This is a genomic window from Pseudomonas duriflava, from assembly GCF_007830155.1.
GTDB lineage: Bacteria > Pseudomonadota > Gammaproteobacteria > Pseudomonadales > Pseudomonadaceae > Chryseomonas > Chryseomonas duriflava.
Genome location: NZ_VLKY01000002.1, coordinates 23,386 through 43,113 on the forward strand (window position 1 = coordinate 23,386; position 19,728 = coordinate 43,113).

The window sequence follows — 19,728 nt, forward strand, 5'->3', positions numbered from 1 at the left end:
GTTGTATGGACGATGATGAATCATGCGGAGCCTGTATTGAGCCCCACCCCTATGTTGCCGACCGGCTGGAGCGAAAGCGAGCGCCTCGCCGAACTCCGCCGCTACGGTATTCTTGATATACCGGCCACCCCAGCCTTCGATGACATCGTCCAGCTGACCGCCCAGATCTGTCACGCCCCTATAGCTGTCATCAACCTCATCACCGAGGACCGGGAATGGTTCTTGGCCGAAAAGGGTCTGGGTGTTCAGGAAATGCCGCTGCACCTGTCCATCTGTGCCAAAGCGATCCAGCAACCGGGATTGACCGTTATCGCCGACTTACGCGGTGATCGCCGCTTCGCCAGCAATCCACTGGTCCAGACCGCAGACGGCTTGCGCTTCTATGCCGGCGTCCCCTTGGTGACGCCCAATGGCTTCCCACTTGGTACCCTGTGCGTGCTCGATTGGCAGCCACGAGTATTAAGTGCTGCTCAGACGCAGGCGCTGGAAGCGCTGGGCCGTCAGGCCATGAACCTGATCGAACTTCATAAGATCCGGAGCGCCTACCACCGCAGTGAAACCATAAGTCGTCAGCTGTTCGACAGTACGTCCGAGCAGGCCTTGCTGACCCTAGGCCTAGGCGGACATATCCTTTCCGCCAATCCGGCAGCAATGACTGCACTGGGCTGGGCCCCGGATGAGCTGGCTGGCCAGCCTATTGATATCCTCTTCACTGCAGAAGACCAGGCCAAGGGCGTTCCATGTCAACTCCAGAGCCTGGCGGACAGGGACGGTATAACCCAGGATGAGGCCCTGTTCCTGCGCAAGGACAAGCATCTCCTGCAGGCCAATTACACCCTGCGCGCCCTGCTGGACAGCGAGGGGCGGCGTCACGGCTATTTATTTAGCCTGAAAGACGTTACCGCCGAACGAGCACGCCAGCGTAGCGCGATCCAAAACGAAGCCCGGTATCGCGCCCTGATGGATGTGAGCCCGCAGATCGTCTGGTTTGGCGATCGCCATGGCTTTATGGAGTACACCAACCGTTACTGGTACACCTATACCGGTCTGGATCCGCACGACACAGACCCCGATAACTGGATGCGTGCCGTTCACCCTGATCATGCCGAACGTTTACAAAGGACCTGGCGAGAAACACTGATACGCCGCGAACCTTCACGTATCGAGGTACCGTTTCGGGGCGTCGACGGCACCTATCGTTGGTTCGAGGCTCGGGTAACACCTGCCTTTAACGCGGCGGGTGAAATCGAACGCTGGGTAGGCGTTGCCCTGGATATAGATGATCGCCGGCGCGCTGAAGAAGCACGGCTGGAAAGCGAGGCCTTTACCCGCCTCCTACTCGACTCCCTCAGCGAAGCGTTTTACTCCATCGACCGCACCGGCCACGTTACGCTCTGCAATAACGCCTTCTTGCAGCTGCTGGGCTTTACTGATCGTGACCAGGTGCTAGGGCAGCCGATTCACGCCTTAATCCACCCTATGCATGTCGACGGCTCGTCATCTCCAGCACAAGACTGCCCCATTTATCGCACAGCGCAAACCGGCGAATCTTTCCATATCGAGCAGGACTGGATTACTCGTCAGGACGGTAGCTTCTTGCCTGTGGAGTATCGCTCCGAACCGATCTGGCGCGACGGGGAATTAGAAGGTGCGATCTGTACGTTCATGGACATCAGCGAACGCTTGCGCACCCACGACCGCCAACGCTTTCTGCTTGAGCTGGGTGATCGCTTACAAGGTACGCTGACGTTAACCGATGTTGCACAAACCCTAGGCCAAAGCTTGGGTAACGTGCTGCGTGTACAGCGCATTGGTTACGCCTGGATCGATGAGGCAGGCATCCTGCATAAGGAAAGCAGCTGGACGGACGGTAGTGTCGAACCAGACCTGGCGACCTATTCCCTGAACGACTATGGCAATGGCCTCCTGGCCGAGCTGAGACAGGGATCGATTGTTGTAGTGGACGACACGATAGTCGATCCCCGCACTCATGCCTATCAGGACACGCTAGAACAGCTAGCCATCAGGGCCATGCTATTGGTTCCACAGCATGACAAGGGGGTGCTGAAGGGCATGCTCTATGTGCATGCAAGCACACCACATACCTGGTCAGTAGAAGATATCGCCCTGACGCGGGAGGTGGCCGACCGTATCCGCATTGTAGCGGAACGCACCAGTGCCGCCGAAGCCCTGCGCCTGGCGGAACAGCGTATCAACCTGGCCATCGACGTAGCTACGCTTGGTGTCTGGGATTACGACATCAACCGTGACGTAATCAGCTGGGATCACCGTATCACCGAAATGACAGGCATTTCTCCGGAAGCTCTGCTGAGTACCGCCGAGCTGCTGTTCACCATCGTTCACCCGGATGACAGACTTACCGTACAGGCCGCGATCAAGGCGGCAGCGGAAGGCGACGAAGATAGCGAAACACAGTTGGACTTCCGTGTGTGTGGAACGCACCGAGCCGAACCGGTCTGGCTGAGTGTTCGCAGCCGACACTTTACCGAGCCGGACGGCACACGCCGCCTGATCGGTATTGCCCGGGACATCACCCAGGAGAAAGAACATGCCTACACACTCAATGCCATCAACCTGGAGCTGACCCGGCAGATCGAGGAGCGCACCGCAGCGGCCGAGCGACAGGCCGCTTTGAACGAACTGAGCGATGCTCTGCGCGAAGCCAGCGATAGTGATGAAATCGGTGGCGTAGTGGCTCACATCCTGGGCCGTATCCTGAATGTATCCCGGGTTGGCTATGCCCGGATGCTAGAGGATGGTGAAACGGTTCAAATCACACATGACTGGAGTCACAACACCACGAGCTTTACCGGCTCATATTATTTGCCCGATTACGGCACCTACATTGATGACTTGTATCGTGGCGAAGCGGTGGTAATTAATGACGTAGCCAACGACCCACGCACTTGCGATCATGCCTCTGCTTTCCATGTTCTTAATGTCCATGCCTTTATCGACGTTCCTTTACTAGAGCACGGGCAGCTCACTGCCTTCCTGTTCGTCAGCCATGTTCAGCCAAGGGTGTGGAGCGAAGCCGAGGTAGGCTTTCTACGCGACATTGCAGACCGGGTCTGGGCGGCCCTTGAGCGTACTCGTTCTGATCAAGCACTTCGACAGAGCGAAGCACGTTTCCGCCTGATGGCCGATAGTGCGCCAGCGTTGATCTGGGCTTCTGATACCGAAGCCCAAACCATTTTCGCCAACAAGCGTTACGAGACCGAGTATGGTCTTACCTATGAGCAAACCCTAGGCGATGGCTGGCAGCGCATCATTATTAAAGAGGATCTTGAGCGAGCGGTTGCTGAATTCCAGGCTGCATTTACAGCGCGACGCCCTTACCGCGACGAAATGCGCGTTTACGATAAACAAGGCCAAATTCGCTGGCTGCGTTGCGAAGGTATGCCCCGCTACGATACGGAAGGCCAATTCCTGGGCTATATAGGTTGCAGCGTAGATATTACAGAGGCGCGTATTGCTACGGACGCTCTGGAAAACATGATTGCCGAGCGCACCCGCGAATTGGGTGAAAGCCATGCCCGTTTACTGGCCGAAATCTACGAGCGCGAACGGGCTGAGGAAGCCTTGCGGCAATCGCAAAAGATGGAAGCCATCGGCCAGCTTACCGGCGGCATCGCCCACGACTTCAACAACATGCTTACGGGTATTGTCGGAGCACTCGACCTGATCCGCATGCGCGTCATCAGTGGGCGCACCAACGATCTGGATCGCTATATCAATGCCGCCACGGCATCTGCTGACCGGGCGTCGGCGCTGACCCACCGTCTGCTGACCTTTGCCCGTCGCCAGACACTGGATACACGCCCTGTCGACCTCAACCAATTGATCAGCTCCCTACGCGATCTCTTCGTTCGTACGGTGGGCGAGCATGTACGTATCGAGACCCACCTACATGCTGATCTCTGGCCAGCATTCAGCGATGCGCATCAACTAGAGAATGCCTTGCTGAACCTGGTGATCAATGCACGCGACGCGATGCCGTCGGGCGGCCAGTTACGTATCGAGACCAGCAACCTCACCCTGGACAGCGAAAGCGCTCGCCGCGAGACGCTGGAACCGGGTGATTATGTACAGGTTCAAGTCATCGATACCGGACTCGGCATGTCGCCTGAAATCGCCGCCAAGGCTTTCGAACCGTTCTTCACGACCAAGCCTACCGGTCAAGGCACCGGATTGGGTTTAGCGATGATCTATGGCTTCGTCAAGCAGTCGGGAGGTCACGCCCGAATAGAGACTTGTGAGGGTAAGGGTACAACGATCAGCCTGCTACTACCCCGCCATCACAGCCCTGTTTGTGATGAAGTACCTGTAGAGCCTAACCATGCGATGCCACGCGCTCAGGCAGGCCAGACCGTACTGGTGGTAGAAGACGAGGCAGCGGTCCGCATGATCGTTCTCGAAGTATTGAACGAACTGGGCTATACCGCTCTGGAAGCAGGCGATGCCGAACAAGCGCTGCCTATTATCCAGAGTGAGCGACGTATTGATCTGCTGGTTAGCGATGTAGGCTTGCCAGGCATGAACGGCCGTCAACTGGCTGAGCAGGCGCGTCAGCTTCGCCCTGATCTCAAGGTGCTGTTCATTACCGGGTATGCCAAGAATGCTGAAACGCGAAAAGAGTTTTTAGGGCCCAATATGGACTTGCTGACCAAGCCGTTCGACATCGATGCCCTCGCGGTTAAGATCCATGACATGATCCAGGCGAGTTGAAGCCTGGATCAGTCGTCATAGGTAAAGCCAAGTGGCGCACGCCCTGAACAAAGCGGGACGTTCTCAAGGAACTGGACGAGTGACTCGTCAATCCAACGAATACCTGTCAGTAGGAGATGTCCTCATGCGCCTCAAGAAGTTAGCTCTGATTCCCCTTGTAATCCTGCCTTTCGCCGCCAGTTCTGCTATGGCAGATGCCAAGTTCTGGCGTCAAGTCGCGACGTTTGGCGCTACTACGGGTTCGTTTTACCTGACCAGCCGCGATGATGATCGCAAGATGGTTGTTGCGACACAGGATGATGTCAGCACGTTCCTGGCCAGCAACGGCGAAATCCGTGGCCCGTATTTAGAAGCTGCCCTGCGGGAAATGCGTAGCGCCAATCCGAGCGCGCAGGCCAGTGATATGGAGCTGGCCACCCAGATCCTGACAGTGCAGTAACACTGCTAGCGATAGCAAAAAGCCCCGCCGAGGCCACTCGTGCGGGGCTTTTTCATGGCCAGCCGGTACTAGTTCCGCTTCAACCCTGCCTGCTAAAACTCAGACAAGCCCTGGCAGCCTATCCAGGTAGTCTCACCAAGCCAGCAAAGCTGCGGATCGGGCTTGCATTCAGGACAACTTTAACCAAAGCGTAAGCACGCGCACTAGTCTTCGCTAGCAGCGCGGTAGCCCTCTGCATCCAGCAACTTGTCTAACTCTGCAGGATCGTTCGGCTTGATCTTGAAAAACCAAGCCGCGTAAGCATCGGCATTGACCTGCTCGGGCGCATCGGCCAGAGCCTCGTTGATCGCGATAACTTCACCAGATACCGGAGCATAGATGTCCGAGGCGGCCTTGACCGATTCGACCACACCCGCTTCCTGACCTGCCGCGAGGGTCTTACCTACTTCAGGCAGCTCAATGAACACCACGTCACCCAAAGCCTCCTGGGCATGGTCGGAAATGCCGACCGTAATGGTGCCATCGCTCTCCTGGCGCGCCCATTCGTGGCTTGCGGCGTAACGCAGTTCAGCGGGAATAGTACTCATGTTTGGCTCCTCTTGAGACAATCGGCGTTAAATCACGCTTCAAGCGTAGCGTGCCAGAGCCGCCGGCCGCCATGTTACGTGATGAATTTCTTGAAAATGACTAATGGCAGGCGCTTAGAGCAGCGCCTTACCGAAACGAACGAAAGAGGGTTTGACCACCCGTACCGGGAACCATTTCCCGCGGATTTCGACCTCGGCGCGATCACCGGTAGCCATCGGTACGCGCGCCAGGGCAATAGATTTGCCCAAAGTGGGCGCATAGCTGCCGCTGGTGATCTCACCTTCACCACACTCAGCGATTCGCACGACCTGATGCGCTCGCAGTACACCGCGCTCCTCCAGCACCAGACCGACCAAACGGGACGTCACACCGCGGGCCAGCTCTTCTTCCAGTGCCTGACGGCCGATAAATTTACGCCCGAGTGGCTCCCAGGCAATGGTCCATTCCAGATTGGCTTCCAATGGCGAGACGGACTCGTCCATTTCCTGCCCATACAGGTTTAGCCCAGCCTCCAGCCGCAGCGTATCACGAGCGCCAAGCCCAACCGGCCCGATCCCGGCGCCGACCAGCTCGTTCATGAAGCTCACGACTTCGTCTGCCGGAAGGATGATTTCCAGCCCGTCTTCACCGGTATACCCCGTCCGGGCAATGAACCAGCAGCCTTCGGGCAAGCCTTGGAACGGCGTGAGTGCTCGAATGAGCTCAGCACGCTCCGGCGAAACCAGTTGGGCGACTTTTTCCCGAGCATGCGGACCCTGGATAGCTAGAATCGCCAGTTCCGGGCGTGGCTGCAATTTGACCGCATACCCTTCTGCCTGCGTCGCCATCCAAAGCAGCACTTTTTCACGGGTCGCGGCGTTGGTAACCAGCCGATAGCCTTCCTCTAAACGATAGAGAATCAGGTCGTCGACCACGCCACCCTGCGCGTTGAGCATCAGGGAATAAAGAGCCTTACCCTGTGTATCCAGGCGCGCCACGTCACCGACTAGTAAATGTCGCAGGTACTGACTGGCCTGTTCGCCATGAAGATCGATGATTGTCATGTGGGAGACATCGAAGACTCCACAGTCGCGCCGCACCTGATGATGCTCGTCGACCTGAGAGCCATAGTGCAGCGGCATGTCCCAGCCGCTGAAGTCCACCAGCTTGGCCCCCAAGGCCACATGCAGGTCATAGAGTGGTGTGCGCTGTCCCATAAGGGGTTCCTCGTTATCGGCGGCTGCAGCGGCCGGCATTGTAGTCGTTCGAGACGGCAAGCGGGCATCTGAGTTCTCGTCCGTGAGTCCGCGTACGGCTGACACAGACCTCAGGAAAGGTGATCAGTGCCGTGCGGATCGACGAATTAGGCTAATAACAGGTAGCAGACCCACCAGCACCAGTGTCAGGGCGGGCAAAGCGGCACGTGCCCACTCGCCTTCGCTGGTCATTTCAAATATCCGTACAGCCAGCGTATCCCAACCAAAGGGGCGCATCAGTAAGGTCGCGGGCATTTCCTTCAAGACATCCACGAAGACCAGTAACGCGGCGGACAACGCGCCGGGCATCAGTAACGGTAGATAGACCTTCACAAACAGCCCTATTCCCCCTACCCCCAGGCTGCGGGACGCTTCGGGCAAGGACGGTCGGATGCGCGCCAGTGCCGATTCGAGCGGGCCATAGGCCACTGTCAGAAAACGGATCAGGTAAGCCAAGAGCAAGGCGCCCAGACTGCCCAGGAGGATCGGCTTGCCAGCGCCTCCCAACCAGTGGGATAACGGAACCACCAATTCACGGTCCAGCAGGCTGAATGCCAGCATAATGGCTACCGCCAGAACCGAGCCGGGCAAGGCGTATCCCAGATTGGCCAGCCCAATGGCCGAGCGGATCGGTCGGCTAGGCGCCTGCCGACGTGCAAACACAAGAAGCAGTGCGAGACAGACCGTCAGCAGAGCAGCGCACAGGCCGAGCCCCAAGCTGTGCAAAATCAAGCCAATGTAGCGCTCATCAAGATCGAAACGTCCTCGTTGCCAGAACCAGACCACCAGTTGCAGCAGCGGGACACAAAAGGCGCAGGCAAACACGAGGCCGCACCAGCTACTGGCTAACCAGGCCTTCCAACCGTGCAGATGATAGAGTGCGCCACTACGGGCACGTTCATGGGCAGGCCGGGCCACGCCACGTATCCGGCGCTCGCCAAACAGGACCAGCCCGACGCCAAGCAACAGCAGGCTTGCCAGCTGCGCTGCGCTGGACAAGCTGAAGAAGCCATACCATGTCTTGTAGATCGCCGTGGTAAACGTATCGAAGTTGAAAACCGACACGGCCCCGAAATCCGCCAGTGTTTCCATAATGGCCAGCGCCAATCCGGCCCCGATAGCTGGCCAGGCCATAGGCAGTGCCACACGCCAAAATGCTCGCCAGGGAGATAGCCCCAGCACACGAGCCGCCTCCGTAAGGCCTCGCCCTTGGGCTAGAAAGGCACTACGTGCCAGCAGGTAGACATAGGGATAGAAAACCAGAACCAGTACAGTAATCACCCCTCCAGTCGAGCGTACCGGAGGAAAGCGCAGCCGCAGGTCAAGCGTACTGCGCAAAAAGCTCTGCACCGGCCCGGAGAAATCCAGTAGACCTACAAACACAAAGGCCAGTACATAGGCGGGAATGGCGAAGGGCAGCATCAACGCCCAATCAAGCCAACGCCGTCCCGGAAACTCGCAGAGGCTTGTAAGCCAGGCCAGGCTGACACCTACTACGGTCACTCCGATACTAACGCCTACCAGTAGAGTCACTGTATTACTAAGCAGCCGAGGCAACTGGGTCGACCAGAGGTGCGACCAGATTTCACCGTCGATGTGCTGCCAACTCCACAGCAGAACACACAAGGGCATGAGCACCAGCCCCGCCGCTAGAAAAGCCACGGGATACCAGTGGTGCTGAGGGGAATGGGACACTCGGTTACCTTCCTGATAGAGCCATAGCAACAGTCGCTTCGTGAGCGAGTGAGGCGGCGACTTTAACGGGCCGGACCGAGAAAGACCATGCACCAACGCCTGGATAGTCCTTTTGGATGGCTTATCCAGGCGTCAATAACGCTCATCAATGCAGCAGCGCTTACCGGGTTGATTAGTTCCAGCCGACCCTGTCCATCAGCTTGATGGCTTCGGCCTGACGGCGGCCAGCGACTTCTACCGGTACCGTATCTGCCTTGAATGTTCCCCAGCCAGCAACTTCTGCCGAGACAGGCACGGTGGGGTTGGCAGGATATTCCTGGTTGATACGGGCAAACAACGCCTGCGCTTCAGAGCCGGTCATCCACTCTACCAACGCCTTGGCTGCCTCTGGGTGCGGTGCATGCTGGGTCAAGCCGACTCCGGAAAGATTGACATGAACCCCTCGGTCCTGCTGATTCGGCCAGAACAGCTTCACACCCAGATTTGGATTTTCTTTGTGCATACGGCCATAGTAATAAGTGTTGACGATCCCGACATCGCACTGCCCGGCGTCGATTGCCTGCAGAACGGAGTTGTCATCCGGAAAAACACTGGTAGCCAGATTATTGACCCATCCCGACAGGATCTCCTGAGCCTTAGCCTCGCCATGCGTTTCGATCAGCGTAGCGGTCAAGGATTGGTTATAAACCTTTTTCGAAGTCCGCAGGCACAAACGGCCTTCCCACTCCGGGCCAGCCAGCGCTTCGTAGGTACTTAATTCGCCTTCTTTCACCCGGTCCGGCGCGTAGGCGATCGTACGGGCTCGCACGGTGAGGCCTGTCCAGGTACCCACGGAAGAGCGGTATTGGGTAGGAATGTTCTGCTCGATAACCGGGGAGGTAAACGGTTGCAGAATACCCATCTGCTCCGCCTGCCAGAGGTTACCGGCATCCACCGTGATTAGCAGGTCAGCGGGGGTGTTTTCGCCTTCAGCCTTGATTCGCGCCATGAGTGGCGCTTCTTTGTCCGTAATGAACTTGATTTTTACACCGGTTTTCTCGGTGTACATATCAAAGACAGGTTTGATCAGCTCATCGATACGCGACGAATACACAACCACCTCATCGGCAGCAATAGCGGCCCCGGTGGTTGTTAGCAGCAGCAACGTCGCGAATGTTTTACGAAACAGCATATGAAGCGCCTCCAATAGACAGGCGCGAATGATAAACAATCTCTTCTAAGCGTCAGGGTACGATGTTGTGTCGGTTTATTTCGCAAGATTACGCCTGGGCCAATACAGGGAGATCTCCGCTCTGCCCCAAGGCCTGCCGGACAAACAGGGCCTTGGCTTCGAAATGTTTATTTACCAATTTCAGCCCTGTATTACGCAGCCAGCGAATAGGCAGTCGATCATCTTGGAACAGGCGTTGAAAGCCTTCCATAGCGCCCATCATCCCCAGGTTATGTGGCATGCGGCGGCGCTCGTAACGACTCAGGACACGCACGTCAGCCAGGCGCTCACCCCGTGCCAAGGCATGGAGCAGTACCTCGGCCAGCACGGCTGCATCCAGGAAGCCTAGGTTAACGCCCTGCCCCGCCAACGGATGGATCACATGTGCTGCGTCTCCAATCAAGGCCAGACCTGGTTCCACGTAGCGCTTGGCATGGCGCTGCCGCAGCGGAACGCAGACGCGCGGATCAGCGTGCTCGATCATCCCGAGACGATGCTCGAAGGCCTTACCCAGCGCAGCGCAAAAGGCCGGATCGCTCAGGGCCATGAACCGCTCGCTTTCTTTGGGTGTACAGGACCAGACGATAGAGCACCAGTGCTGATCGCCCTGGCGATCCAGCGGCAGGAAGGCCAGCGGACCGTCATCTGTAAAGCGTTGCCAGGCAGTACGTTGATGCGGCTTGGCGCAACGCACGCTGGTCACGATGGCGTTGTGCAGGTAGTCCCACTCTCGCGTCTCGACGCCGGCCAAGCGGCGCACTGTCGAATGGGCACCATCAGCAGCGATCACTAGAGGGGTACGAATAGCCTCGCCGCCGGCCAGCTGAATCAGCCAGTCGTCGCCCGAATGCCGAAGTAATTCCATACGCGCCTCTGGCACGAGACGAATATCGGACTCCTTCAGGCGAGCCAGCAAAGCATCCTGTACGACCCGGTTCTCGACGATATGGCCCAGGACCTCGGCATGTACACTGCTGGCCGTAAAGTCGATCTCGCCTGTTCCCGAGCCATCCCACACATGCATGCGCTCATAGGGGCTGGTGCGCCGCGCCATGATTTCGTCCCAGGCGCCCAAATTTGTCAGGATGCGGCGGCTGGCCTCGGATAGCGCGCTGACCCGCGCCTCGAAGAGCTGGTCCGCCGAAAATGGCTCGACCTGAAGCGACCCACGGTCCAGCAGCAAGATCCGCAGGCCGCAGCCGTCCAGGGCCAGCGCAAGAGCGCTTCCCACCATTCCGGCTCCGACAATAACGATATCTGCTTGGGTCTCCATGGCACAGCTCCTTGAGACGTTAAACGCATTGGAAAAGGATTCACATAAACGGGCGGGACGGCCGAGTACCCAGTCCCATGGCTTGTCGGGCGAAAATGCCTTTGGCCATCGGCGACAGTTCCATACCCAACAGGCCCAGGTTACGACCTGTTGCCAGCCAGGGCCGGTCATTGGAAAACAGACGTGTTACCTGATCGGAAAAACCGATGGTCAACTGTTGATCATGCTGTTGCCCCTGCAGATACGCCTGGAGCGTAGCGAAGTCTCCCGGCTCGGCCGGACTCGCCTGCAAGGCCTCCGCCAGGGCCCAGACATCACGCAGGGACAAATTGAACCCCTGCCCGGCGATGGGATGCAGGCTATGCGCTGCATTACCTAGCACAACAAGATGGGGGCGCACTTGCTCCTGCGCCTCGATCAATACCAGTGGGTAGCAGTGCCGAACGCCCACTTGCTGGAAACGCCCTAAACGATAACCAAAGGCCTCCTGTAATTCGGACAAGAAGCGCTTTTCATCAGCCTCGGCCAGGCGCTGAACGTCCAGCATAGGGCGAGTCCATATTAGCGCACAACGGTTATCCGGCATGGGCAACAAGGCCAACGGGCCGGTCTCTGTAAACCGCTCGAAGGCCCAGCCGTTGTGCGGGTCTCCTGGAGTGACGTTGGCGATTAGAGCCGTCTGGTCATAAGTGGTCCGGTTGACATGTATCCCCAGCTGTTCGCGTAGGCCCGAACGCCCACCGTCGGCCAGCACGGCCAGGTCACATACCAGCTCACTGTCGTCGTCCAGCCTCAAGGTATAGCCCGCAGGCTGCGCCGTGATCGTTCGCACTTCAGCCGGGCAACGCCACTGGACGATGTCTCGATCCAGCGCTTGCCACAGGCAATGCCCCAACCAGGCGTTTTCCACAACATAGCCCAAGGCCTCGACACCTTGTGTCGAGGCCTCCAGCCGGGTAGATCCAAAACGGCCACGGTCAGATACGTGAATGTGGCCGATGGGTTCGGCCCGACTTTCCAGCGCCTGCCAGACACCGAGGCGCTCGTAGATAAGCCGGGAGCCGTAGGACAAGGCCGACGAGCGGGCGTCATAACTGGGCTGAAACGCATCGCCCGGCGCAAAGGGCTCGATCAAGACGATCCGCCAGCCACGCGCACGGGCCAGGCCTTGAAGAGCCAAGGCCAGGCTGGCGCCTACCAGGCCGCCACCAATGATTGCCACGTTGCAGCGCTGCATGTCCACTCTCCTCATTCCGTCGCGCGACGCGCGTCGGCCATCAATCGCTCGATCTCATCGACGGCCTTTGGCACGCCGTCGGTCAGTACTTCATACCCTTGTCGGTTCACTACAACATTGTCTTCGATGCGGATACCGATACCTCGCCACTTACGCGCCACGTTCCGGTTGTCCGGATGCACATAGATGCCCGGCTCGACGGTCATCGCCATACCCGGCTCCAGCATCCGCCACTCATCGCCAATGCGGTAATCCCCGACATCATGTACATCCAGCCCAAGCCAGTGTCCTGCACGGTGCATGTAGAACTCGCGGTAAGCCCCCTGTTCGATCAGGGCGTCGACCGTTCCGCGCAACAACCCCAGATCAACCAGGCCCTCGGTAATGATCCGCACCGTGGCAGCATGGGCTTCGTCCCAGTTCCGCCCTGGGGCTATATAGCCAAAAGCCGCCTCGTTGGCTGCCAGAACAATCTCGTAAAGCACCTTCTGCTCGGGCGAAAAGACGCCACTGACCGGAAAGGTACGCGTAACATCGCTGGCATAGCAGTCCAGCTCGCACCCCGCATCGATCAGTACCAGATCACCGTCTTTGAGCAGGGCGTCGTTGCGCTGGTAGTGCATGATACAGGCGTTGCGACCCGACGCGACGATAGAGCCGTACGCCGTCATTCGCGCGCCTCCCTTGCGAAACGCGTAATCCAGCTCGGCCTCCAGATGATATTCGCGTAAACCGGCCCGGCACGCCTGCATCGCCCGCCGGTGAGCCTGAACGGAAATGGCTGCCGCCTCGCGAATGACCCTGATCTCCGCTGCGGTCTTGAACAAGCGCGCTTCATGAATCAGCGGATCGAGAGCTACCAGCTCCTTGGGTGGTTGAGCCCCCTGGTTGGCCTTGGCGCGAATCAGATTGATCCAGTCGAATAACTGGCGATCAAAATCAGGATTGGCGCCAATGGCGTAATAAACCCGCTCACGCCCTTCGATCAGGCCCGGCAGGATGTCGTGGATATCGCTGATGGGAAACGCATCGTCAGCCCCATAATGACGGACTGCATCCTCGGGGCCGACCCGCTCGCCTTCCCACAGCTCCACTTCCGGATCTTTTTCCCGGCAGAACAGTACGTACTCGCCATATTCGCGGCCCGGAATAAGGGCCAGTACCGCTTCCGGCTCTGGAAAGCCGGTCAGGTACTGGAAGTCGCTGTCCTGACGATAAGCGTATTCGATGTCGCGATTACGGTGACGTACGGGCGCTGCCGGCAGAATGGCAATACTGCCAGCAGCCATCTCGCCCATCAGGGCACGACGGCGGCGGGCAAATTCAGCCTTGGGAATCCGCGTCATACAGCACCCTCGCTACACCATCCTGCCTCGCTCATCCAATACGTTACCAGTATCAGTGCAGGGAAGGCTTCGGCGCTGGCGCAGAGCCCTTGCCGTATTCGTTGTACAGCATCACAGGTGCGACACGCAGGTACTCGGTAACCTCCATATAGTCATTTTCCCCCTCTTCAGTATCTTCAAGGGTGTCCTGCACCTGGGCGATGGCTGCCATATCCTGCAAGACCTCTTGAGCTTCGGTTGTCAGGGCACCGCTACGGCTGACCAGCCCAAAACCGGACAGAAAGCCCTGGCACCATTGAGCCATGGCCGCTAGTCGCTCCTTGAGCGGTGCGTCGTCGGTCGGCAAAAGCAGGACAACAGTTATTTCATTGCCGGCAAATTCCTGTTGAACCATGCCGAGCAGGCCGGTCAATGCCGCCTTCAGGCGGTCCTCGGGCGTCTCGCCCAACAGGTCGGCCGCCGCAGCGAGCCAGTCGTTTTCATCGAAGCCGGACCCGGCGCAGATGCGGCCCATCAGGTGGCCGTGAAGCTCGGCAGGCGAGACCGGAAAGGCCGCGTCGCTAAGCAGGAGGGTGAATGCGGCGTATGCAGAAGATGTACTCGTCATGGATGGCTATGGTCGTCAGCGGACGTGATGGCTAGAATGAACCTGTATCCTACGCGTTGACCTTGTTACCGGCCAACCTTGTATAGCTCCGGAGCAGCCCCCATCCATGCGCGAGCCTTCGATCGACAACGATCTCCAAGCACTGACCGATAAAATCGAGCAATTGCTCGCACACATCGAACAGCTTCGGACTGAGAATCGCCATTTACGCGCCGGAGAACGCGCTTGGCGGGAAGAACGCGCCAAACTGATCGAAAAGAACGATTTGGCCCGACATAAGGTCGAAGCGATGATTTTACGCCTGAAAGCCCTGGAGCAGGATTCATGAGCACCGATACCGTCACCGTCCATATTCTCGATAAGGACTACTGCATCAGCTGTCCCCCGGACGAACGCGCCAACCTCGAAACCACTGCGCGTTATCTCGACGGCAAGATGCGAGAGATCCGCGCTAGCGGCAAGGTCATAGGCTCCGACCGTATCGCGGTCATGGCTGCCCTCAACATTACCCACGACCTGCTGCATCGTCAGGAAGGCGTGAGCTTTGAAGTAAGCAATACTCGCGAACGCGTCCGCGACTTGCTCGACCGGGTCGATCGCGCCCTGACGACCGAGCAGGACGAACGGGGGGTTTGAATCTTGTGGCGACGGGGTATACTGGACGCACTCTCTGGTGTGTTTGCCAGTCGGTCATGTCCCTGAGCCGATAAGCAACACCACGGGGGTCGCTCGCTGAGCTTGTGTGCATGTCCGCACGACGGAAAGCCTAATGGCTCACGACTTCCTCCACCTTGAACTCTCGGGTTCAAGGGCTACACCGGCAGCGGCATTCCGGGGAGCTATTTCTTTTTATGATCAACGCCAGCGATCATTCCCGTCCGGCCCTGCGCCGGCTCTTGCGGCAAAAGCGTCGCGCTTTGAGCAAATCTCAGCAGCGACAGGCTGCACATCATCTGCACCGTCAATTGAGCCATCATCCGCTCTACAGACGCGCCCGGCACATTGCGTTCTACCTGCCCAACGATGGTGAAATCGATCCTCGCCCGCTATTACGTACCGCCCAACGCCGCGGTAAGGCAACTTACCTGCCTGTCCTGAGCGAATGGCCGTCTACTCACATGAGTTTCCAGCGAATAAAACCGGATGAGCGGTGGACACGTAATCGTTTCAAGATCGTAGAACCGCGACCAAATCGCTGTCGCCAACGTAAGCCCTGGACATTGGACCTGATCCTCATGCCGCTTGTAGGCTTCGATGCCTATGGCGGTCGCCTGGGCATGGGTGGGGGTTTCTATGACCGCAGCTTGGCCTATCTGAAACGGCGCACAACGTGGCGCTCACCTAAATTGTTAGGATTAGCCCATGAGTGTCAGAAGGTCGATCGGTTGACGCTAGCGCACTGGGACGTACCCATGGCCGCAACGGTGACGGATAAGGGATGGTATGGGCAAGGCAGAACAGCCCCTACCCTGCGCGAAGAAAGAAGCGCAGGGTCCCCAAAGCAGTAACGTCGTCTTTAGCGCGACGCCTGCACAACATGTGGCGAGGGTAAACGGTCCTGCTGCTTATCCCACAGACTTTGGGTATACCCCGTTGTTACAACACCCAAGCCGAACAGCACTACCAGTACCCAAAGCAAGTCCGGTTTGCGTTTCATGTTATGTGCCTACCCCTTCGTTGGCATAATTAACGTCTCCGCCGCCCTTTTTTTGAGTCAGGCCGTACGGCATTGCAAAAGCCGCGGCATTCTGCGGCAACCTGTTTTTTGACGCAAATGCTGTGTCAACTAACCGACAGACAGCGCAAAGCGCTTTTTCAGGAGCAAGCTTCATGCCGTATTGGCTGATGAAATCGGAGCCCGATGAGTTTTCCATTCATGATCTGCAACGCCTGCGCACTGCGCGCTGGGATGGCGTCAGAAATTACCAGGCACGCAACTTTATGCGAGCCATGGCGGAGGGAGACCTATTCCTGTTCTATCACTCCAGCTGTCCTGAACCAGGCGTCGCCGGCATCGGGCGGATAGAAAATGGTCCCTTTCCTGATCCGACCGCACTCGATCCGAAAAGCCCCTACCATTCGTCGAAAGCCACTGCCGATAATAATCCTTGGGTTGCCCGCGACGTCAGCTTTATTGAGACCTTTCCGCATGTCATTCCACTAACACGTCTACGCGAGCTCGACGCCCTGGCTGACTTTAGCCTCACGCAAAAAGGCAGCCGCCTCTCAGTCATGCCGGTAACCGACGCCCAATGGCACGCTATTTTGGCGTGCCGATGAGCCGTCACGCTTGGTTATGGCTGGATGATCAGGTTATTGAACAGCAGATCTTCGACCAGCGGCTTGCCCTCTTCAGCATTGAGAATATCCTGCGCCTGCTTGAGCGCTGCCTGACGAAGATTCTCGCGGTTCTCGACGCCATTGAGGCTTTCGTCAGTCTGCTGGTCGAACAGCATGATCAACTGGTTGCGAATCAGCGGCTCGTGGAAAGACACTCGGCCAGCCGCTTCCTTGCTCATGGTCATCAAGGCGATATCCGCCTTGTAGTATTTGATTTTGGGCCCGGCACCGTAATTGCCGACCAAGGCTGGCGTCAGGTTCACATAGTTAGGCTGCGATGCGCCCTCCTCGCCCTCCTTGGCTTCACTGGCCCATACGGGCAAGGCGAGAGAGAAAGCGAGTACGCAGGCAAGCAGGGCTTTCACAGGAGAGATCCTCGAACAAAAATGAGTGCATGCATGACGGTGAAACGGTCATGCCAGTAACAGTGTATCGACAGCGGCCGAATTTTCTGAATACACCGCCTCGCTGCCCGTAAATAGGACAGCCGTGTTGTTATGAAAACGCTGCCTGTCTGGAACATCGCCTCGCAGGCAGCGTGACAACAAACATCACTCTGTAACCTTGAAACGCAAGGTTCCGATAAGCTGTCCCGCCTCGGTTACGACCTGGACCTGCCAGCGTCCCTCGACTTGACCAGGAAAATTGCGCTTGTGCGTCCAGGCGCGGTATCCCGCTTCCCGCCCTCCGCTGATATTCAGAGGGATTCGGTCGACCTCGCGGCCATCGTGCCGCCACACATGATAGATACGCTCACTAAGACCACGCGGCGCATTGATAGCGGTATAGGCATAAAGCCCCTGTGATCGAAGTTGAGCCTCGCTGATTTCCTTAAGGCTTTTACCCGGCTCGCGGGCCTGGTTGTCGAATTGACTGGTTATTGCTACGTCGGTCAGCCATAACGTGGCCGGAGGCACCCAGGCCCGCATTATCCAGCCAAAGCCGCCAATAGCCAGCGTAAGAGCTAAAACCATCGGCCACTGCCATCCACGTTTTATACTCAGGGCCACCGCAATACTGGGAAACGACAACAGGACCGCTACACCCAGAGCCAGCTTGTAACTTTCTGGCGTGGTCAAGTGCAAAATGATTGGCAGGGCCGTCAGTAACACAGCAAACAAGGTCAGCGTGTGATACCCAAGAAATACCCAACGTCGCGCTGTCAACGCCTTGTAATACAACGGATCGGTGATGGAAATCAGCGCCATAGTCGCCAAAAGTCCGGTGAAGACTACTTGTCCACTGTTCCAGGTCGTAGTAATGAAAAAGAACGGCAGGACGAAAAACAAGCTCTCCTGGTGGATCATCTGCGTGGCATAGCGCAATAAGCCAGGCGGTACACTCCAGCCGAAACGCCGTGTTACCCATTTCCGCAGGACATTTTCCAGCATCAGCCACAGCCAGCTGGCAAGCATGACCACAGCCATGACCTTGGCAAAGCCGTGCTGACGATCCACCAATAGAAAACTGCACACGCCCGAGATGAACCCCGCCAAGGCGACAAGGCGCGGATAACGGTTGATGATCGTTACGGCGAGGGATACGAGACGTGAGGGGTAGGACTTCCAATGGGACATGATGACCAGTGTAGCGGAGTAAAAAGACAAGAGCCGGATGATAGGAGCGACGATGCTAGGAACATGCAGCATACGCATCGGACACTATCAGAAGAATGCCTGATGTGCGGGTCACCTTTCTTTACTAACGCCTACTCGTGATGGTCATTTTCGACTCTTCCCTTGGATAACGTCTAACATCCGCTCATGTTCACTCCTCCCTATGCTAGCCGATAGGCAAGCCATAGATTGACTATCCAACAGGCAAACCATAGTGCGCGAGTAAGCAACGAAAAGAGCATGCTGCATTATTCACTGGCGACAGACTGGACATTGACCCGCAAAACAGCTCACCCTGACGCCATAGCTATGGTGTACTCGCTGCAACGTTAGTTTCCCTGTATGGAATTTTGCGCGATTCGCCAGCGACTAAGCGTCTTGCCTGTCATTATCCAAGGATGCCCGCCTGATGAAGGTCACCCTACAACCCTCCGGCCTTACACTCGATACGCTGCCGGACGAAAGCATTCTCGACGCCGCGCGTCGGCTCGGCTATGACTGTCCACACAGCTGCCGAAACGGCAACTGTCATCTCTGCGCCGCCCTGCTGATCGAAGGCCGAGTGCAACAAAAAGGACAGGTACTTGATCATGGCGAGATCTTCGTCTGTCTAGCCGTCCCGCTGGAGGATTGCCAACTGCACTGGGATGGCGTTCTGGCACCGGGAACCCTGCCGGTACGCGCCCTGGCCTGCCAGGTAGTGTCATGCGAAGACGTTGGCGGTGACGTACGTCGCGTTCTATTGCGGGCCCCGGCGGGCAAGCCTGTACGCTATTACGCCGGTCAATACCTCATGATCAAGCGCGACGACGGCAAGCAGTCTGCCTTTTCCCTAGCCTCCGCCCCTCACCAGGGCCGCGACCTGGAATTACATATCCTGACGCGCGAGAACAGTACCCAGGCCCTGGTCGCCCAGCTCGAGCGCGAGCGGATCGCACGTGTCCACTTACCCTATGGTGATGCCCACTTGGCCGATCTGCCGGATGGCCCTCTGGTACTGATCGCTGCCGGTACTGGAATGGCGCAGATGCACAGCCTTATCGAAGACTGCCGCGCACGTGACTTTGGTAAGACACTTCATCTGTACTGGGGCGTCCGCCAGCCGGACGACTTCTATGCCCTACCCCATTGGGCAGAATGGGAGCAGGATCCTCGCCTGCACCTGCATAAAGTAGTCAGTGATGTATGCGGCTGGGAAGGACGATGCGGCCTGCTTCACGAGGCCGTACGAGAAGATTTCCCGGATTTGAAGCACCTGCACGTCTATGCCAGCGGCTCGCCAGCCATGGTTTATGCCACGTTGGACGCCCTTGTAGAAGCAGGCATGGACCCGCACCAGATGCGGGCCGATGTGTTTGCCTACGCCCCGCGGGATGCATAAGTAGCTCAGCCT

At 57.7% G+C, this 19,728-nt stretch carries 18 protein-coding genes and 1 other RNA gene; 8 read left to right on the forward strand and 11 right to left on the reverse strand.

Features of this window, described 5'->3' with window-relative positions:
- The first annotated feature begins 36 nt into the window (after window positions 1–36).
- Both IQ22_RS02560 and IQ22_RS02565 read left to right on the forward strand, forming a co-directional pair.
- Window positions 37–4,749 carry a PAS domain S-box protein gene (locus tag IQ22_RS02560; RefSeq protein WP_158635400.1) on the forward strand — a complete coding sequence of 1,571 codons (4,713 nt, stop codon included), beginning with the start codon at window positions 37–39 and terminating at the stop codon, window positions 4,747–4,749.
- 124 nt (window positions 4,750–4,873) lie between these two features.
- The gene (locus tag IQ22_RS02565; RefSeq protein WP_145138708.1) at window positions 4,874–5,188 is read left to right on the forward strand and encodes a DUF2388 domain-containing protein; all 315 of its coding nucleotides are present in this window, start codon (window positions 4,874–4,876) and stop codon (window positions 5,186–5,188) included.
- Window positions 5,189–5,391: 203 nt separating this feature from the next.
- Here the strand turns inward: IQ22_RS02565 and gcvH are convergent, their stop codons facing one another.
- The 8 genes from gcvH to IQ22_RS02605 all read right to left on the reverse strand — a co-directional run bounded on the left by gcvH (window position 5,392) and on the right by IQ22_RS02605 (window position 14,379).
- Complete coding sequence (gcvH, locus tag IQ22_RS02570) at window positions 5,392–5,775, reverse strand: glycine cleavage system protein GcvH (RefSeq protein WP_145137662.1); 384 nt, start codon at window positions 5,773–5,775, stop codon at window positions 5,392–5,394.
- 114 nt (window positions 5,776–5,889) lie between these two features.
- Window positions 5,890–6,972: a glycine cleavage system aminomethyltransferase GcvT gene (gcvT, locus tag IQ22_RS02575; RefSeq protein ID WP_145137664.1), complete on the reverse strand. Its 1,083-nt coding sequence runs from the start codon at window positions 6,970–6,972 to the stop codon at window positions 5,890–5,892.
- Between the two features lie 123 nt (window positions 6,973–7,095).
- On the reverse strand, window positions 7,096–8,706 hold the full coding sequence (locus IQ22_RS02580) for an ABC transporter permease (RefSeq protein WP_145137667.1): 1,611 nt from the start codon (window positions 8,704–8,706) through the stop codon (window positions 7,096–7,098).
- Between the two features lie 172 nt (window positions 8,707–8,878).
- On the reverse strand, window positions 8,879–9,877 hold the full coding sequence (locus IQ22_RS02585; protein ID WP_145137670.1) for an extracellular solute-binding protein: 999 nt from the start codon (window positions 9,875–9,877) through the stop codon (window positions 8,879–8,881).
- Window positions 9,878–9,965: 88 nt separating this feature from the next.
- Window positions 9,966–11,189 (reverse strand): 2-octaprenyl-3-methyl-6-methoxy-1,4-benzoquinol hydroxylase, encoded by a 1,224-nt coding sequence (locus IQ22_RS02590; RefSeq protein ID WP_145137673.1) that lies wholly within the window; start codon window positions 11,187–11,189, stop codon window positions 9,966–9,968.
- A 40-nt stretch (window positions 11,190–11,229) separates the two neighbouring features.
- Window positions 11,230–12,426: a 2-octaprenyl-6-methoxyphenyl hydroxylase gene (ubiH, locus tag IQ22_RS02595; protein ID WP_145137676.1), complete on the reverse strand. Its 1,197-nt coding sequence runs from the start codon at window positions 12,424–12,426 to the stop codon at window positions 11,230–11,232.
- 11 nt (window positions 12,427–12,437) lie between these two features.
- Window positions 12,438–13,772, reverse strand: a complete 1,335-nt coding sequence (gene pepP, locus IQ22_RS02600; protein WP_145137679.1) for a Xaa-Pro aminopeptidase — start codon at window positions 13,770–13,772, stop codon at window positions 12,438–12,440.
- 52 nt (window positions 13,773–13,824) lie between these two features.
- The gene (locus IQ22_RS02605) at window positions 13,825–14,379 is read right to left on the reverse strand and encodes a UPF0149 family protein (RefSeq protein ID WP_145137682.1); all 555 of its coding nucleotides are present in this window, start codon (window positions 14,377–14,379) and stop codon (window positions 13,825–13,827) included.
- Between the two features lie 106 nt (window positions 14,380–14,485).
- Between IQ22_RS02605 and IQ22_RS02610 the strand changes: the two genes are divergently transcribed.
- The 4 genes from IQ22_RS02610 to IQ22_RS02625 all read left to right on the forward strand — a co-directional run bounded on the left by IQ22_RS02610 (window position 14,486) and on the right by IQ22_RS02625 (window position 15,887).
- Window positions 14,486–14,707 carry a TIGR02449 family protein gene (locus IQ22_RS02610; protein ID WP_145137684.1) on the forward strand — a complete coding sequence of 74 codons (222 nt, stop codon included), beginning with the start codon at window positions 14,486–14,488 and terminating at the stop codon, window positions 14,705–14,707.
- Window positions 14,704–15,015 carry a cell division protein ZapA gene (locus IQ22_RS02615; RefSeq protein ID WP_145137687.1) on the forward strand — a complete coding sequence of 104 codons (312 nt, stop codon included), beginning with the start codon at window positions 14,704–14,706 and terminating at the stop codon, window positions 15,013–15,015. The genes IQ22_RS02610 and IQ22_RS02615 overlap by 4 nt, the downstream gene beginning before the upstream one ends.
- Before the next feature lie 28 nt (window positions 15,016–15,043).
- Window positions 15,044–15,221: non-coding RNA, 6S RNA (gene ssrS / locus IQ22_RS02620), on the forward strand.
- A 9-nt stretch (window positions 15,222–15,230) separates the two neighbouring features.
- The gene (locus tag IQ22_RS02625; RefSeq protein ID WP_145137690.1) at window positions 15,231–15,887 is read left to right on the forward strand and encodes a 5-formyltetrahydrofolate cyclo-ligase; all 657 of its coding nucleotides are present in this window, start codon (window positions 15,231–15,233) and stop codon (window positions 15,885–15,887) included.
- A gap of 8 nt (window positions 15,888–15,895) precedes the next feature.
- Here the strand turns inward: IQ22_RS02625 and IQ22_RS23310 are convergent, their stop codons facing one another.
- Window positions 15,896–16,036, reverse strand: a complete 141-nt coding sequence (locus IQ22_RS23310) for a hypothetical protein (RefSeq protein ID WP_167654149.1) — start codon at window positions 16,034–16,036, stop codon at window positions 15,896–15,898.
- A gap of 173 nt (window positions 16,037–16,209) precedes the next feature.
- On the opposite strand from IQ22_RS23310, the gene IQ22_RS02630 reads away from it, so the two are divergent.
- The gene (locus tag IQ22_RS02630) at window positions 16,210–16,659 is read left to right on the forward strand and encodes an EVE domain-containing protein (RefSeq protein WP_145137693.1); all 450 of its coding nucleotides are present in this window, start codon (window positions 16,210–16,212) and stop codon (window positions 16,657–16,659) included.
- Window positions 16,660–16,673: 14 nt separating this feature from the next.
- Here IQ22_RS02630 and IQ22_RS02635 read toward each other — a convergent pair whose 3' ends face one another.
- The gene (locus IQ22_RS02635; RefSeq protein ID WP_145137696.1) at window positions 16,674–17,084 is read right to left on the reverse strand and encodes a flagellar basal body-associated protein FliL; all 411 of its coding nucleotides are present in this window, start codon (window positions 17,082–17,084) and stop codon (window positions 16,674–16,676) included.
- Window positions 17,085–17,270: 186 nt separating this feature from the next.
- Window positions 17,271–18,296: a DUF5924 family protein gene (locus IQ22_RS02640; RefSeq protein ID WP_145138711.1), complete on the reverse strand. Its 1,026-nt coding sequence runs from the start codon at window positions 18,294–18,296 to the stop codon at window positions 17,271–17,273.
- A 448-nt stretch (window positions 18,297–18,744) separates the two neighbouring features.
- Between IQ22_RS02640 and IQ22_RS02645 the strand changes: the two genes are divergently transcribed.
- Complete coding sequence (locus tag IQ22_RS02645; RefSeq protein ID WP_145137699.1) at window positions 18,745–19,716, forward strand: CDP-6-deoxy-delta-3,4-glucoseen reductase; 972 nt, start codon at window positions 18,745–18,747, stop codon at window positions 19,714–19,716.
- The last annotated feature ends 12 nt before the right edge of the window (window positions 19,717–19,728 follow it).